Annotated in this window: 12 protein-coding genes and 2 pseudogenes; 5 read left to right on the forward strand and 9 right to left on the reverse strand. The window is 71.9% G+C overall.

The annotated features are described in order from the left end of the window. The first annotated feature begins 77 nt into the window (after nucleotides 1-77). Both QFZ74_RS04800 and QFZ74_RS04805 read left to right on the forward strand, forming a co-directional pair. A complete protein-coding gene (locus QFZ74_RS04800) occupies nucleotides 78-1,439 on the forward strand; it encodes an MFS transporter (protein ID WP_307624045.1) in 1,362 nt (453 codons plus the stop codon). 266 nt (nucleotides 1,440-1,705) lie between these two features. Continuing rightward, nucleotides 1,706-2,080, forward strand: coding sequence for an RNA polymerase-binding protein RbpA (locus QFZ74_RS04805; protein ID WP_003977404.1), 375 nt, complete (start codon nucleotides 1,706-1,708; stop codon nucleotides 2,078-2,080). Nucleotides 2,081-2,201: 121 nt separating this feature from the next. Here QFZ74_RS04805 and fxsA read toward each other — a convergent pair whose 3' ends face one another. The 4 genes from fxsA to QFZ74_RS04825 form a co-directional block, all read right to left on the reverse strand. Next, nucleotides 2,202-2,750 (reverse strand): FxsA family membrane protein, encoded by a 549-nt coding sequence (gene fxsA / locus QFZ74_RS04810; protein ID WP_307619527.1) that lies wholly within the window; start codon nucleotides 2,748-2,750, stop codon nucleotides 2,202-2,204. Nucleotides 2,751-2,811: 61 nt separating this feature from the next. Continuing rightward, a complete protein-coding gene (locus tag QFZ74_RS04815) occupies nucleotides 2,812-3,633 on the reverse strand; it encodes a polyprenol monophosphomannose synthase (protein WP_307619528.1) in 822 nt (273 codons plus the stop codon). Nucleotides 3,634-4,157: 524 nt separating this feature from the next. Beyond that, nucleotides 4,158-5,771, reverse strand: coding sequence for an amidohydrolase (locus tag QFZ74_RS04820; protein ID WP_307619529.1), 1,614 nt, complete (start codon nucleotides 5,769-5,771; stop codon nucleotides 4,158-4,160). Between the two features lie 60 nt (nucleotides 5,772-5,831). Then, nucleotides 5,832-6,272 (reverse strand): Lrp/AsnC family transcriptional regulator, encoded by a 441-nt coding sequence (locus QFZ74_RS04825; RefSeq protein ID WP_307619530.1) that lies wholly within the window; start codon nucleotides 6,270-6,272, stop codon nucleotides 5,832-5,834. Between the two features lie 277 nt (nucleotides 6,273-6,549). Here QFZ74_RS04825 and QFZ74_RS04830 point away from each other — a divergent pair, with 277 nt between their 5' ends. Further along, nucleotides 6,550-6,987, forward strand: a complete 438-nt coding sequence (locus QFZ74_RS04830) for a hypothetical protein (RefSeq protein WP_307619531.1) — start codon at nucleotides 6,550-6,552, stop codon at nucleotides 6,985-6,987. A gap of 114 nt (nucleotides 6,988-7,101) precedes the next feature. Further along, nucleotides 7,102-7,356 carry a hypothetical protein gene (locus QFZ74_RS04835; RefSeq protein WP_307619532.1) on the forward strand — a complete coding sequence of 85 codons (255 nt, stop codon included), beginning with the start codon at nucleotides 7,102-7,104 and terminating at the stop codon, nucleotides 7,354-7,356. Here QFZ74_RS04835 and QFZ74_RS04840 read toward each other — a convergent pair. The 5 genes and pseudogenes from QFZ74_RS04840 to QFZ74_RS04860 form a co-directional block, all read right to left on the reverse strand. Beyond that, nucleotides 7,319-8,491 (reverse strand): acyl-CoA dehydrogenase family protein, encoded by a 1,173-nt coding sequence (locus tag QFZ74_RS04840; RefSeq protein WP_307619533.1) that lies wholly within the window; start codon nucleotides 8,489-8,491, stop codon nucleotides 7,319-7,321. The two genes, QFZ74_RS04835 and QFZ74_RS04840, sit on opposite strands and share 38 nt — an antisense overlap. A gap of 311 nt (nucleotides 8,492-8,802) precedes the next feature. Then, a pseudogene (locus tag QFZ74_RS04845) lies at nucleotides 8,803-9,461 on the reverse strand (TetR/AcrR family transcriptional regulator). Between the two features lie 106 nt (nucleotides 9,462-9,567). Then, nucleotides 9,568-10,929 (reverse strand): peptidase C39 family protein, encoded by a 1,362-nt coding sequence (locus QFZ74_RS04850; RefSeq protein WP_307619534.1) that lies wholly within the window; start codon nucleotides 10,927-10,929, stop codon nucleotides 9,568-9,570. A 933-nt stretch (nucleotides 10,930-11,862) separates the two neighbouring features. After that, nucleotides 11,863-13,347 carry an amino acid permease gene (locus QFZ74_RS04855; RefSeq protein WP_307619535.1) on the reverse strand — a complete coding sequence of 495 codons (1,485 nt, stop codon included), beginning with the start codon at nucleotides 13,345-13,347 and terminating at the stop codon, nucleotides 11,863-11,865. 94 nt (nucleotides 13,348-13,441) lie between these two features. Next, nucleotides 13,442-14,399: pseudogene (locus QFZ74_RS04860) on the reverse strand (hypothetical protein). A 269-nt stretch (nucleotides 14,400-14,668) separates the two neighbouring features. On the opposite strand from QFZ74_RS04860, the gene QFZ74_RS04865 reads away from it, so the two are divergent. Next, entirely contained in the window at nucleotides 14,669-15,289 is a 621-nt protein-coding gene (locus QFZ74_RS04865) for a uridine kinase (protein WP_307624046.1), read from the forward strand. Nucleotides 15,290-15,324: the final 35 nt, after the last annotated feature.

The following is a 15,324-nucleotide window of genomic DNA, read 5'->3' on the forward strand; positions in this document are numbered from 1 at the left end:
CCGGCGCGCCCCCGCCTTGGCACGGCACCGTCAGCGGGGGAAGCGAGGCACGGGTGGGGACGAAGACCGAGCGGGCGATGGGGGTCCCGCCCGAACGCGACCTGCCGGAACCGGCGGCGGAGGCCGCCGAGCGGCGGCGCGAGCAGCACGGCTGGTACTTCTACGACTGGGCGTGCTCCGTCTACTCGACGAGCGTGCTCACCGTGTTCCTCGGCCCCTATCTGACCGCGGTCGCACGGTCGGCGGCGGACGCGGACGGATACGTGCACCCGCTGGGCGTCCCGGTCCGTGCCGGAGCGTTCTTCGCCTACTCGGTGTCCCTGTCGGTGGTCCTGGCGGTCCTGGTGATGCCCCTGGTGGGCAGCGCTGCCGACCGCACCGGCCGCAAGAAGCCCCTGCTCGCGGCGGCGGCGTACACCGGGGCCGCGGCGACGACGGGCATGTTCTTCCTGGACGGCGACCGGTATCTGCTCGGCGGCGCCCTGCTGATCGTCGCGAACGCGGCCCAGTCCGTGGCGATGATGCTCTACAACTCCTATCTGCCGCAGATCGCCCCGCCCGAGGAACGCGACGCGGTCTCCTCGCGCGGCTGGGCCTTCGGCTACGCCGCGGGCTCCCTGGTGCTGGTCGCCAACCTCGTCCTGTACTCCGCGCACGACAGCTTCGGCCTGTCCGAGACGGTCGCGATCCGTGTGTGCCTGGCCTCGGCCGGGCTGTGGTGGGGCGCCTTCGCGCTCGTACCGCTGCGGCGGCTGCGCGACCGGCGTACGGGCGGGCCGACGGCCGCCCGCGCCACCACTCCCGCGCTACGGCAACTGGTGGCGACCGCCCGCGACATGCGCCGCCACCCGCTGACGCTGGCCTTCCTGCTGGCGTACCTCGTCTACAACGACGGCATCCAGACGGTGATCACCCAGGCGTCGGTCTACGGCTCCGAGGAGCTGGGGCTCGGCCAGTCGACGCTCATCGGGGCGGTGCTGATGGTCCAGGTGCTGGCGGTCGTCGGCGCGCTGGCGATGGGGCGGCTGGCCCGGGCGTACGGCGCCAAGCGCACGATCCTCGGCTCGCTCGTCGCCTGGACGGTCACGCTGGGAGCCGGGTACTTCCTGCCGGCCCGGGCGCCGGTGTGGTTCTACGTGCTGGCCGCGGGGATCGGGCTGGTGCTCGGCGGGAGCCAGGCGCTGTCCCGCTCGCTGTTCTCCCATCTCGTGCCGCCCGGCAAGGAAGCCGAGTACTTCTCCGCTTACGAGATGAGCGACCGGGGCATGAGCTGGCTGGGGCCGCTGCTGTTCGGGATGACATACCAGCTGACCGGCAGCTACCGCTCGGCGATCTTCTCGCTGGCCGCCTTCTTCGTCATCGGGTTCGTCCTGCTGGCGAGGGTGCCGGTACGGCGAGCGGTGACGGAGGCGGGCAATCCGGTCCCGGAACGGATGTAGCGCTGATTTAGCGCTCAACACGAAAGGGCGGTAGTGTACGCGTTTGGCCTGCCAGGCGTACCGTTACTGCGCGTCAAAGATGCCGAAACGCCGGGTGACATCTGTTTGCAGATGTGACAAACCGGGCGCCGGTGGGTACAAAAAGGGGCGGCTACGACGGCGACGCATGACCCTGAACGGGAATCTTTACCGCCGACCGGACGTTGACCGGATGACGACGACAGCGACACCTGTCCTGTGGGCGACAAGCCCGGGAGGCACGATTCATGAGTGAGCGAGCTCTTCGCGGTACGCGCCTCGTGGTGACCAGCTACGAGACCGACCGCGGCATCGACCTGGCTCCGCGCCAGGCCGTGGAGTACGCATGTGAGAAGGGACATCGCTTCGAGATGCCCTTCTCCGTCGAGGCGGAGATTCCGCCGGAGTGGGAGTGCAAGGTCTGCGGTGCGCAGGCACTCCTGGTGGACGGCGACGGCCCTGAGGAGAAGAAGGCCAAGCCGGCGCGTACGCATTGGGACATGCTGATGGAGCGACGCACCCGTGAGGAACTCGAAGAGGTCCTCGAGGAGCGTCTGGCGGTTCTGCGCTCCGGTGCGATGAACATCGCGGTTCATCCCCGGGACAGCCGCAAGTCGGCGTAGTCCCTGCGGGGTCCTTGCGGGGCTCGGCCGGTTCACAGCACGCGTAAACGATCGCGGGCGCCGTACGTGAGATCACGTACGGCGCCCGCGGTTTTGTTTGCGTGCGCCGGGGCCGGCGGGTTCAGCGATTCAGCGGCGGGCGCTGTTCCCTCGGGGTGTCGGACGGTTCGTCCCGGATGACCTCGCCCTGGACGACCTTGCCGTCGGGGCGGTGCATGCGGGCCTGCTGGAAGGCGTCGCCCAGCGTTCCGGCGGTGGCGCCGCGTAGCTTGCGGTCGAAGAGGCGCTGGCCGTGACCGCTCAGGGTCTTCTGGACCGGCGGGACCAGCAGGAGCAGGCCGATGACGTCGGAGAGCAGGCCGGGCAACATCAGCAGCAGGCCGCCGAGCATCGTCAGGCCGTTGCCGCCGGCGCGCTTGGGGGAGGCGCCCCGCTGGAGCGCCTCGTTGAGGCCGCGGAAGGCGCGGCGCCCCGCGCGCTTGACGACGACGGACCCGGCGATGACGCCCGCCAGCAGGAGCAGGAACACCGTGAGACCGCCGGCCGCGTGCGCCACGAGGGTCAGCAGCCAGATCTCCAGCACCAGCCACGCCGCGATGCCCAGCGGCAGGAAGGTCCGCAGCCGGGAGCGCCGGGGCCTGTCGGTCGGGGTCGGAGCGCCAGTCATCATGCTCCCAGTGTGCCTGGGCCCGGCTCAGTGCGGGATAAGGGGACGATCAACGCGGACGAGGTCAGGCGCCTTGCTTGCCCTGCTTGCCCTGCTTGCCGGCGGCCTTGTTCGCGAGCTTGCCGACCCGCTCGCGCACGCCCCACGCCGTGACCCGCCACAGCGCCTCGACCAGGATGTCGCGGCTCATCTTGGAGTCGCCCAGTTCGCGTTCGACGAAGGTGATGGGCACTTCGACGACGTGGAAGCCGGCCTTCACCGCGCGGCGGGCCAGGTCGACCTGGAAGCAATAGCCCTGGGAGGCGACGTCGTCGAGGCCGAGGCCCTCCAGCGTCTCGCGGCGGAAGGCGCGGTAGCCACCGGTGATGTCGCGCAGCGGCAGGTCGAGGGCGAGGCGCGAGTAGAGGCTGCCGCCGCGGGAGATGACCTCACGGCTCCTGGGCCAGTTCACCACCCGGCCGCCGGGCACCCAGCGCGAGCCGAGCACCAGGTCGGCGCCCTTGAGCGCGGTGAGCAGCCGGGGCAGTTCCTCGGGCCGGTGAGAGCCGTCGGCGTCCATCTCGACCAGCACGCCGTAGCCGTTGTCCAGGCCCCAGCGGAAGCCGGCGAGGTAGGCGGCGCCGAGGCCCTCCTTGCCCTTGCGGTGCAGCACGTGGACCTGGTCGTCCAGGGCGGCCAGCTCGTCGGCGAGCTTGCCCGTGCCGTCGGGGCTGTTGTCGTCCGCCACGAGGACATGCGCCTCGGGGACGGACTTGCGCACCCGGCCGACGATGGCCTTGACGTTCTCCGCCTCGTTGTAGGTCGGGATGATCACCAAGGTGGTGCCGAGCGGACCGAACTGCCTGCCCTGGGCCTGTGCCCCGCGGGTCCCGTCGCCGTCGTTCACTGCTGCCCCTTCGTGTCGTACGCAGGGGACCACCATAGTGGCCGCGTCCTGCGATGACGCGGCGGCGCGGGGGCTCGGTGGTGTCGAATCCGCGAGCGCGGGGTACACGTGAGGGTTTCGGGTTCGCCGCGACTTCTGCGGATGGGGGCCCGGCACCCTTCGGGCCGGCCCGGGACCCGCTGGCTGCGGGTCGACCTGAGGCCGTTGTCTACTGAGCGTCCGGGCCCCACCCGGGTCGCACCTTCCCGACCGGCCGGAACGTTCCCTCGTCGGCGCGGACGCTGAGCCTGGCTCCCAGCGACGGTGCCCGGTGCGGCACACCGTCCCTGACCCAGCGGCGCTGCGACGCGTGCGCGGAAGCTCCCCCGTCGGGCGTCCGGTGGTGGACTCCGCCGAACCTACCGGCCACCCGCCGTCGGCTGTCAACAGTCACCTGAGCTGCGTAAACGTGCTCGAATGCCTGGTCAGGGCAGAAGTGACACAGGTCGTGGGACGGATGATCAACGGCGCGACGCCACGGTAGATCACTCGCCCGGCCGTACGAACACCGTCCGCCCGCCGACCACGGTACGCAGGCAGACCGGCAGGTCGTGGCCCGGGGTCAGGTCGGGCAGGCCGGGCGTGCCGGAGCGGGGGTCGGTCGACCAGCGTGCGACCCGGTCGTCGGGGGCCTGGACGACGAGCGCGTCGGTACGCCACACGGCGTAGTCCGCGGGCGCGCCGGGCACCAGGAGACCCGCGTCGTCCCGGCCGATGGCCCGCCAGCCGCCGCGCGTGTGCGCGGTGAACGCGGCGCGCACGGAGACGCGGTGCTCGGGCGTGCGGTGGAAGGCGGCGGCGCGCACGGTGCCCCACGGGTCGAGCGGGGTGACCGGGCTGTCGGAGCCGAAGGCGAGCGGAACGCCGGCCCGCAGCAGGGCCGCGAAGGGGTTCAGCGTGCGGGCCCGCTCCGCACCCAGGCGCTGGACGTACATGCCGTCCTCGCCGCCCCACAGCGCGTCGAAGGCGGGCTGGACGGAGGCGGTCAGACCGAGCTCGGCGAACGCAGCGACGGTCTCGGCGGTGAGCATCTCGGCGTGCTCGACGCGGTGCCGGGCGGCGCGGACCCGGTCGACGCCGACCTTCTCGGCGGCGGCGCGCACGCCCTCGACGACGGCGGTCACCGCGGCGTCGCCGATCGCGTGGAAGCCCGCCTGGATCCCCGCCTCGGTGCAGGCGACGACATGGGCGGCGACGCCGGCCGCGTCCAGGTAGGCGGCACCGGTGTGGCCGGCGTCGGCGTAGGGCTGGTGGAGGCAGGCGGTGTGCGAGCCGAGGGCGCCGTCGACGAACAGGTCGCCCGCGGCGCCCAGCGCGCCGAGCTCCCGGGCCCTGGCCACACCTTCGTCGCCCTGCTCGGCCCAGTAGCCGGTCACCCGGGGTCCGTCCACCTCGGCGGCGAGCCGCAGCAGTCCGGTGAAGTCGTCCTCGGAGGAGATCTTCGGGCCGCCGCACTCGTGGACCGACCCGATGCCGAGCGAGGCCGCCCGAGCGAGGGCGGCGCGCTGGGCCTCGGTGCGCTGGGCGGGCGTGACTGCGGCGAACGCGGCGGCGCGGACGGCGTGGTGGTCGTCGCGGGTGAGCGGGCCGTCCTCGCGCGTGATGCCACCCGGGACCAGGTCCAGCAGGGCCGTGGTCACGACCGCCGAGTGGACGTCGATACGGGAGAGGTACAGCGGGCGTCCGCCGGTGGCCGCGTCGAGCTCCGCGCGCGTGGGCAGACGTCCGCCGGGCCAGCGGGCGGCGTCCCAGCCGTGGCCGAGCAGCACCCGGTCGCCCGGGCGGGCGGCGGCGAAGTCCCGTACGAGGGCGAGGGCGGCCTCCAGGGTGGGCGCGGCGGACAGGTCGAGGCCGGTCAGCGCGAGGCCCGTGGACGTGGTGTGCACATGGGCGTCGGTGAAGGCCGGGGTGACCAGGGCGCCGTCAAGGTCGACGACCTCGTCGACGCCGTCCGCGAAGGCGTCCGCGGCCCCCTCGGAGCCGACCCAGGCGACCCGGCCGCGCTCGACGACCATCGCGGTGGCGAAGGGGTCGGCGGGGCTGTGGACCTCACCCCGGCGCAGGAGGACGGTCTTCGGTTCGGCGGGACGCTCACTCATGCCCGACAGTCTCTCGCGCGCCCGCGCGCGAGGGTCACCCGGGTCAGCGTCGCGGGCGGTTCAGAGCCTCGGCGGGCGCGCCTCGTACGGCGTGGACAGGACCACCGTCGTACGGGTGGAGACCCCGGCCAGCGACCGCAGTCGGGCCAGGAGCTCCTCGAGTTCGTGCGGGGTGGCCACGCGCACCTTGAGGATGTAGTTCTCGTCGCCCGCGACGCTGTGGCACGCCTCGATCTCGGGGACGCCGGCGAGGCGGTCCGCGATGTCGTCGGGGGCGCTGGGGTCGAAGGGTTTCACCGAGATGAACGCGGTCAGCGGCAGCCCCACGGCCTCGGGGTCGACGACCGCGGCGTACCCGCGGATGACACCACGCTGTTCCAGCCGGCGCACCCGCTGGTGCACGGCCGACGTGGACAGGCCCGTGGCCTTGCCCAGATCTGTGTAGCTCATCCGCCCGTCCTTGACGAGCAGCTGCACGATTTGACGGTCCAGCTCCTCCATGGCGCCAAAACCTACAGCGTGCGTGATCCCCGCGGATACCCGAGCGACGCGGGCGACCCAGGTCATGCCCCGGTTCGCGCGATGCGGGGCGCGGAGACACCCCGGCCCGGGGGACAAATCAGCCGCACCCGGCGCCTGCGACCGGCATGTGACGAACGCCACATCGCTCGGGCTCGCTCCGTGATGCTCTCGCGGTTACGGCGGAGACCGGACGGGAAGTGCTTGGTGTGGTCGAGGCCGCAGCGCCTTCACGGCCCAGCCCGAGGGGGAGAATCCCATGAACAGTCTTAAGCGCCCTGGTCGTCCGTCTGCCAAGCGGCAGTACCTGGCCGTCGAGGCCGAGCCGGAGGGCGTCGAATCCGACGCTTTCGAGGCCGAGCCTCTCGACGCCTACGACACCTTCGAGATGTACCGGGTGATCTGCCCGGACTGCGCCCAGCCCATCGCCCTCCTGGCAGACGAGGAGGCCCTGCCCGAGCACGCGCTGTGCGCCTCCCCGTGGAACCCCTTCGGTCTCACCGTGTGCGCCGGTACGGGCCGCGCGGCCACCGAGGCCCGTTCGGCGGACGAGTCGTACGAGCCGCAGGAGCAGGACACCGCGCTCCTGCTGACGCTCCCCCAGGAGCTCGACTGGCGTACGCAGCCCTTCTCCCACGTCGGCGGCCCGGGCTCGCGCCCGATGCGCGTCCCGACGATGCGCCGCCAGGCGGCGTAGCACTTCCGCGAAGCCGGCCCCCGCGCCCCTTCGGGGCGCGCCGAACCCACCGCCGAACGTACGGCCGATTCAGTGGATCGGTGACCTCCGCGGCCGGGTGCGCGTTGCCCAGGCATGAGCCCCACGTACTCGGCCACCGGGCGTCAGCGCCGGCTCTTCGTCCCCTCTCCCACAGGATCGCCCGCAGGATCGGTTCCGCCGCCGCAGCCGCAGGACCCGCCGATCTACCGCGACATGATGCGCACCTGGGCCGACCGTGGCCGTACGCTGCCGGGCCGCCACGACCCCGAGTGGGTCAGGCTGGCGGCCCTTCCGGTCAGCCTCGGCCGGATCAGCGGCCCTCAGGCCCCGCCAGGTGACGGGCGATGACCATCCGCTGGATCTGGTTGGTGCCCTCGACGATCTGCAGGACCTTGGCCTCGCGCATGTAGCGCTCGACGGGGAAGTCGGCGGTGTAGCCGTAGCCGCCGAGGACCTGGACGGCGTCGGTGGTCACCTTCATCGCCGTGTCGGTGCAGTGCAGCTTGGCCATGGCCGCCAGCTTGGCGAACGGCCGGCCGGCGTCGCGCAGCCGGGCGGCCGCGAGGTACAGCGCCCGGCCCGCCTCTATCTGGGTCGCCATGTCGGCGAGCATGAAGCGCAGGCCCTGGAAGTCGGAGATCGGGTGCCCGAACTGCTGCCGGCCGGCGGCGTAGGCGACCGCCTCGTTCAGCGCGGCCTGGGCCACGCCGATCGCGCAGGCGGCGATGCCGAGCCGGCCCGAGTCGAGCGCGGAGAGGGCGATGGCGAAGCCCTGCCCCTCCTCACCGAGGCGCCGCTCGTCGGACACGCGCACGCCGTCGAAGTGGACCTGCGCGGTGGGCGAGCCCTTCATGCCCATCTTCTTCTCGGGGGCGGCGGCGCTCAGGCCCTCGGCGTCACCGGGGACCAGGAACGCGGTGATCCCGCGCGGGCCGTCCTCGCCGGTGCGCGCCATGACGGTGTAGAAGTCGGCGATGCCACCATGCGTGATCCAGGCCTTGGTGCCGGTGATCACCCACTCGTCGCCGTCCCGCACGGCCTTGGTGCGCAACGAGGCGGCGTCCGAGCCGGAGGACGGCTCGGACAGGCAGTACGCGCCGAGCAGGCCGCCGCCGAGCATGGCGGGCAGGTGCTCGACCTGCTGCTGCTTGGTGCCGTAGGTGGCGAGGCCGTAGGAGGCGAGGGTGTGCACGCTGACGCCGAGGCCGACGGTGAGGCGGGCCGCGGCGAGTTCCTCGAGAACCTGGAGGTAGACCTCGTACGGCTGCTCGCCGCCGCCGTACTCGGAGTCGTAGGGGAGGCCGAGCAGTCCGGACTCCGACAGGAGAGTGAAGACCTCGCGCGGGAAGTGCCCGGCGTCCTCCTCGGCGGCCGCCTTCGGGGCGATCTCGTGCTGGGCGATGTCGCGGACGAGCGAGATCAGGTCCCTGGCCTCGTCGGTGGGCAGCTCACGCTCCACCGGCTGCGGGGCGCGGTCGGACATGGCGACGGTCTCCTCCCTGAGTCGGGCACATCGGCGGACGTACACCGGGGTGGGGCGGCGCCGCCTGGTCCTTCTGGAGCCGGCCGAGGAGAGCACTTCCGGGTCGCGGAAGCTGCTGACCAGCGGCTGTGCGCTGTGAGTATGCCCGATCGGGGGCCTCCCGTCACCAGTTAACGACCGCTTACTTCAGGAAATCCACAGGAGGGTTCCAGGCGGGTGAAAGGTGGGGCTTCCGGGCCTCCCACGATGCGCGGGTGTGCCGCGCGGCCAGCGGGGTTCGCGGGGCCTTCAACAAGGGTGCGCGGGGCGGCTCAGCCGTCGCGGCGGGCGGCCTGCGGGGCCCGGTAGGCGGGGTCCAGCTCCTCGATGGCGCGCAGGGCTCCGCCGAGCGTCTTCGCCAGCAGTTCGCGCATCACGTCGCGGTCGAGGCCGGGGCGGGCCAGCCAGTCGAGGGTGGCGCCCTCGACGCCGCAGACCCAGGCGAGCAGTCCCATGCGGGCGAGCGGGGCGATGTCGCTGCGGCCGTACGCCCCGTCGGCGATGGTGGCGACGATCGCCTCGCGCACCCCGTCGCGGATGGCCTGCACCTCGGCGTCGAAGCCGACGCCGCCGCTGACGATGGTGCGGTAGGCGGCCTGGTGGTGCTCGGCGTAGCGGAGATAGCCGTCGATGGTGCGGTGCAGGCGGTCCACAGCCGGGAGGTCCAGGCCCCCGGCGGCGAAGGTGACCAGGTCCTCGACGGCGTCCTGGACGATCGCCAGGTAGTAGCCGCGCTTGGAGTGGAAGTAGTAGTAGATCAGCCCCTTGGCGACGTGTGCCTGCCGGGCGATGTCGTCCATGGACAGGGCGTCGTACGAGGTGTCGGCGACAACTTCCGGCCGACGGCGATGAGTTCGGCACGGCGCGCCTCGGAGCGGTCGGTGCCGCGCCTGCGGGGCCGGACGACGCCGGGCTGGTGAGTGGTGTTCAAGCTGGACCCTGGTCTCGGCAGCGGCGGGATGCCCGCAGTATGGCAGAACGCCACCGCGCGGCCGGGCGGGCGGCCCCCGTGCAGGCGGGGGCCGCCGGGATCCGGGTCAGCGCACGCCCACCGCCGCAAGTGCCTTGCGCTGCAGGGGAGTCGGGCGGGCCGGGAAGTACAGGTAGCAGACGCCGCCGGTACCGCCTCTGACCTTGCCGTTCGCGTCGTACCGCTTGGTGCGGAGCCAGATGTTCTCCCACTCCCGCCGCAGGTAGACGCGCCGCACCGCCGGATCGTCCGGCGAGGCCGGGTCGTTGGCGATCACGTCGCCCTCGGCGGTGAAGCCGATCACCGTCATCAGGTGGCCCGAGGTGCCGTAACCGGCCCCGGTGAGCTCGGTCTTGAGGAAGGACTGGGACGTTATGGCCGGGATGCCGGCGGCGATCAGCGTCTCCAGGTCGGTGAGCGAGCTCAACCGGGTGACGATGCCCTGGAGGCCCGGGAAGGTGGCCGCGTAGGCCGCGTTGAAGGGCCAGTTGCCGCAGCCGGAGTACTGGTAGTCGTACGTGGAGCGGGCTGCGTGGTCCACCTGCGGGTCGGCGTAGCTCGGGTCGACCCAGGACAGCTGCTCGGGGGTGAGCCGGCCGCCCCAGTACTCGATGATCATCTGCGAGGAGGTGGGGCTGCACCAGGCCTCGCCGCCGCCGTCGTACTGCGGGTACTGGCCCTTGTGGATCTCCTGCGAGTAGCGCGGGACGGTCAGCTCGTGGGCGAGGCCCGGGGTGGAGGCCGGCACGGTGAAGCGGTCGGGGATGTCGGAGCCCATGGCGCCGAGCCGCCAGACGGTGGGGGTGAGCCGGGTGCCGGGCCTGCGGTGGAGGGTGAGGCGCAGCCGGTACGACAGCAGGCGCAGGCCGGTGGAGGCGTCGTCGATGGCGAAGGTGTCCGTCCAGACGGTGCTCTTGCCGTCGCTCTGGTCATCCACCGAGGTCCGCTTGATGTCCTCGTCACCGGCGGCCCAGCGGCCCATCACGTACCAGGGGGTGTCCGTGCCGTCGGTGTACGTCCCCTGCAGCTCGACCTGGAGCCAGGTGCCGGCCGGGGTGTCCGCGTTCCAGGACGCGATCACCTCGGTGGCGGGCACGCGGAGGTGATGGACCGGCGAGGTCCATGTGGCGTACTCCCAGGCGGCGGTGGTGCCGGTGTGCGGGTCCGTGTAGTCGGTGGTGCCGGCGGGGGTGGCGAGCACGAGCCCGGGACGGGAGCCGGCGACGGCGAGCGTCCCCTCCTCGGCGCCCGAGCGCCAGTCGGTGTACGTCGTCCAGGCGCGGTAGTCCACGGGGCGGTCCGGCGTGGCGCCGTCGGCATCGGCGGACGCGGCCGGCGCGGCGAGCGCCGGAACCGTCCCCGAGGCCACCGCCACGGCGACCGCGGCGGCCAGAATGGTTCTGCGGGAGGGCTGTTGAGCTCTGCTCATGGGCGGAAGACCCCCAGGTGTCCGAGTCGGTCCAGTGCGGCTGTGCGCCAACTATGGAACAGGCGGCATGCCCCTGCCAGCACTTCGACCCAGGGCACGCCCACGAATATTGGTCTCGTCCTGTGAACGTGGGGGGTGTGTGCTTCGGGGTGGGGCTGGTTCGGGGGTCGGCGGAGGGTGTTCGGCCGCCGAGTTAGGAGGGGGGCGGAGGCTGGGAGCGCGACTCGGCTCAGGCGGCGCGCGTCGAGGCGGACGCCGACGACTGTCTGGGCGGGGCCGTAACGCTGCCTGGACCGGGGCACCCTGACGCGCGCCCCACTCGCGACCGCACGGCGCTCGCCCGATTCCGGGCGCCGGACGCGCGTACGGCACAAGGCCTCGGGCGGCCCGTACGGACCTCGCTCCCGCGGCCACACCCCCGGCCGGACCGGGACACGAGCCCGGCGCCGCGCCGAGCAGGCCCTTGCAACGGCGCCGTGGCACAAGCCGGTGGCTCGACCACGACCGCGGACTTCGGGGGCGACCGAGCACTCAACTCCCGTACGTGACCAAGGCCGGCAGGCCGAGCGCCCCGGCCAGGGGCTCCAGGCGGCCCCTCAGGCAGCCGGAGCCACGCCGAAAGCCCCCCCCCGATCGGACCGGGACACGAGCCCGGCGCCGTGCCGAGGCGGACCCTGCAACGGCGCCGTGGCACAACCAGGGGGGGCACGAGCGCGGGCTGCGCGAAGCGGACCGCGCGCTCAACTCCCGTATGTGTCAAGGGCCTCAAGGCCGACAGCCCCGACCGAGAGCTCCAGGCGCGGCCCCTCGGGCAGTAGGAGCCACTCGAGCACTCCCCCGCGACTGGTCAGGGCCGTGCGACACGCCCGGCCGGGGTCGGGCGCAGCTCGCCCACCCTGACCGAGGGCGTGTCGCACGGCCCCTCCCCCACCCTCAGATCAGGTCCATCGCCGCGACCTCGTCCGGGCGGCCGTAGCTCACCGGGCCCTGGAAGCGGCGGCGGGCCGTGGCGAACCACCAGACGGTGGCGATGAGCAGGACCGCGGCCAGGGCGATCGGGGCGTAGTTGAAGGAGTCGACGGTGATCGGGGAGGCCTGGGGCAGCATGAACAGGACGCTGCTCAGGAGGATCCAGGTCACCGCGAGCCAGCCGATCGGGCGGCCCCAGCGGCCCAGGTGCCAGGGGCCCGGCTGGAAGTCGGCGCCGAGCCGCAGGCGCAGGAAGACCGGGACGGCGTAGGCGAGGAACAGTCCGACGACGTTGACGCTGACGATGGCGGTGAACGCCGTGTGGGACCACCAGCCCGGGACCACGAGGGCGAGGGAGCACGCCACCGCGAGCCAGACCGCCTTGACCGGCGTACGGGTGCGCGAGGAGACCGAGTGCCACCAGCGGGAGCCGGGCATGGCGCCGTCACGGGAGAAGGCGAAGATCTGCCGGGTGTTGCTGGTGAGGTTGGCGAGACCGCAGAACAGCATCGCGCCGATCACGATCAACAGCATCGCCTTCGCCCAGCCCAGGCCGAGTCCGTCGATGAGAATCTGGACGGGCGGAGCGGAAGCGCTCGCCACATGGCCGTAGTCGCCGATGCTGTAGACCAGTGCGAGCATCAGGATCAGACCCGTGATCGCCGAATAACCGATGGCGCGGGTGATCCCCTTCGGCGCGTTGACCGTCGCCTGGACCGTTTCCTCCGACATGTGGAAGCTGCCGTCGAAGCCCGTGAACGTCCAGCTGGTCACCAGGAGACCGAGCATCCCGCCGTAAAGTCCGTTCGTGAAGCCGGTGTTGTTCACGAAATGCGTGGCGAAGGACGCCGACTGGTGGTGCTCCGGCATCACGACCAGTGCCGTCACGATCACCACGAGTCCGATCAGCAGCCACCACACGGAAATCCGGTTGAGGATGGCGACGAGCCGGACGCTGTAGGTGTTGGCGAGCCCCTGGAGCACGATGATCAGGGCCGTGATCAGCACCGTCTGGTGTGCGGTCGGCTCGTAGGAGGGCCACTGGAGGGCGACGAATGCCTGGATGAAGGTGGCCGCGGCGTACCCCGTGGCGGCCGTACCGCCGATCTGGCCGACGAAGTTCAGCCAGCCCGTGTACCAGGACCAGGCGCCCTTGTTCCGCTTGGCGAGTTTGCCGGCGGAGAAATACAGGGCACCGCTCGTCGGATACGCGGACGCGACCTCCGCCATGGCCGCGCCGATGAGCAGCACCATGACGGAAACGCCGATCCAGCCGAATATCAGAATGCGGGGACCGCCCGCGTTCATACCGAAGCCGAAGCTGGAGAAAATACCCGACAGGACGTTGATGATGGTGAACGAGATGGCGAAATTGTCGAACGCCTTGAATCTCCGCGTGAGTTTCCGCGGATAACCCATCGCGTGCAATGTCGCGTCGTCGTCCAGCATGACCGCATCCGCTCCCGCACGGGCCTTGTCCCGTGGAGCCGATATCCGTTCCGACACAGATCGACCTTTCTCTCGATAAGGGATGAGCAGGACGTCAGGCGCCTCCCGGCACGGGCAGCCCGCACGCGCGCCGGGCCCGGGAGAGCTGCTCGGCGGGGTCGCCGAAGACGCTCCAGGGCATGCGCGAGGCGTACCGGCCCATCGCCGCGAAGACGGCCCTGGCCTCGAACTCGCGCTGCGCCATGACGAGCGCGTGCGCGAGGTAGGCCAGGTCGAGCACCGGGGTGAAGCGGTAACCGGCCACCACGGGCAGCCAGTTGTGGTAGATCGCGAGCGCGGCGGAGCGCCACTGCGGCTCCTCCCAGACGCGGTTGGCGAGCAGTTGGGAGGGGTTGTAGCTCTCGACCAGGGCCACCAGCGGCAGCAGCCTGAGGGGCGAGTCGGCGGGCGCCCGCTGGCTGAGGAACGCGGCCACGTCCCAGGCGGCGTTGGCGGAGCCACCGTGCCCGGGTGAAGAAGAAGGACAGGAAGCGGTGGTGGGCCTCGCGGTTCCACGGGTCGAGCGTGAGGATGTGCGCGAACAGCCGCCAGGGCCCGGGCGGAGCGGTGAGCAGCCCGCTGGGGGCGGGGTCGCGCAGCCGGTGCAGCCGCGCCATGGACAGCTTGGCGACCCAGGGAGTGGGGTCCGCGGGTGCCAGGTTGGCGGCCCGGGTGCAGGCGGACAGCGCGATGCGCTCCAGCGCCTCGGCCCGCTCGTCGTGGGCGTCCGCGGCGCGCACCGCCCGCAGCACGGCCACCCGCGCCCACATCAGCGCCGACTCGGGCGTCGGCTCCTCGGCCAGCCAGCGCTCGACGAGGTCGGTGTCGGCGGCCTCGGAGGCGAGGACCAGGGAGCGGTGGGCGCGCAGGCCGAAGTCGGTGCGCGTCTCGACCAGGAGTTCACCCGCGGTCAGATATCGCCCGGCGCGCACGTCGACACACGCCTTTGCCAGGACACGGTCGTCGGCGGCGGGATGCCACACATACTGCCCCTCGAAAAACTCCGCGGCCATCGTCCCCTGTCCGTCCGCACCACTCATCACAGATGTGCAGGAGGCACCTTACTCAGCGCGAGGCACACCGGGAACGCCGATTTCGACATATCGGTCAGCCGATTCGGAATATATGCCGGACGAATCCCCGCGGGGCGCCGGGAAGTTCAACGGGGCACGTTTCATTGGGCCCGCCGCCCGTCCACTATGGGCCACTACTAGAATGTTTCAGGAAAACAGCCCACACCGCACCACAGCCCAGCACACCGCACCACAGCCCAGGAATCGCCATTCACACCCTCGCCTCCCTCCTGCGCGGGCTTCCGCCGTCCTGCGGACCGGTCCGGCTCATCGGCGTCGACGGGCACGCCGGTTCCGGGAAGTCCACGTTCGCCGCCCGGCTGAGCGCCACCCTCGGTGGGGCACCGCTGCTGCACCTGGACGACGTCGCCAGCCACGACGAACTCTTCGGCTGGACGGGGCGCCTGCTGGCCCAGGTGATCGAGCCGCTCGCCCGCGGCGAGAGCGCCTCCTACTTGCCCTACGACTGGCGTGCCCGCCGATTCGGCGAGCCCCGCGCCCTGCCGCCCGCGCCCGTGGTCCTGATCGAAGGGGTCGGCGCCGGGCGCCGGGCGCTGCGTCCACATCTGGCGCGGCTGCTGTGGATGGAACTGCCGCACGAGGAGTCCTGGACGCGCGGGCGCCGGCGGGACGGGGCGGAACAGCGGGACTTCTGGGCCGGATGGGTCGAGGCGGAGCGCCGGCACTTCGCCGAGGACCCCTCGCGGCCGTACGCGGATCTTCTGGTGCTGCAGTCACAGGAGGGGTACGAGGTGCTGCCGGGACCCGGCGCGTCCACCGGACCGGTCCGCGATGTCACGCACCGTGACGAACCGCCCGCAGTGTGGTGAACGTGTGAATGCCCTTGCGCGGGAACTTCTCCGAG

Origin of the sequence: Streptomyces sp. V3I7, from assembly GCF_030817495.1 — a bacterium.
GTDB lineage: Bacteria > Actinomycetota > Actinomycetes > Streptomycetales > Streptomycetaceae > Streptomyces.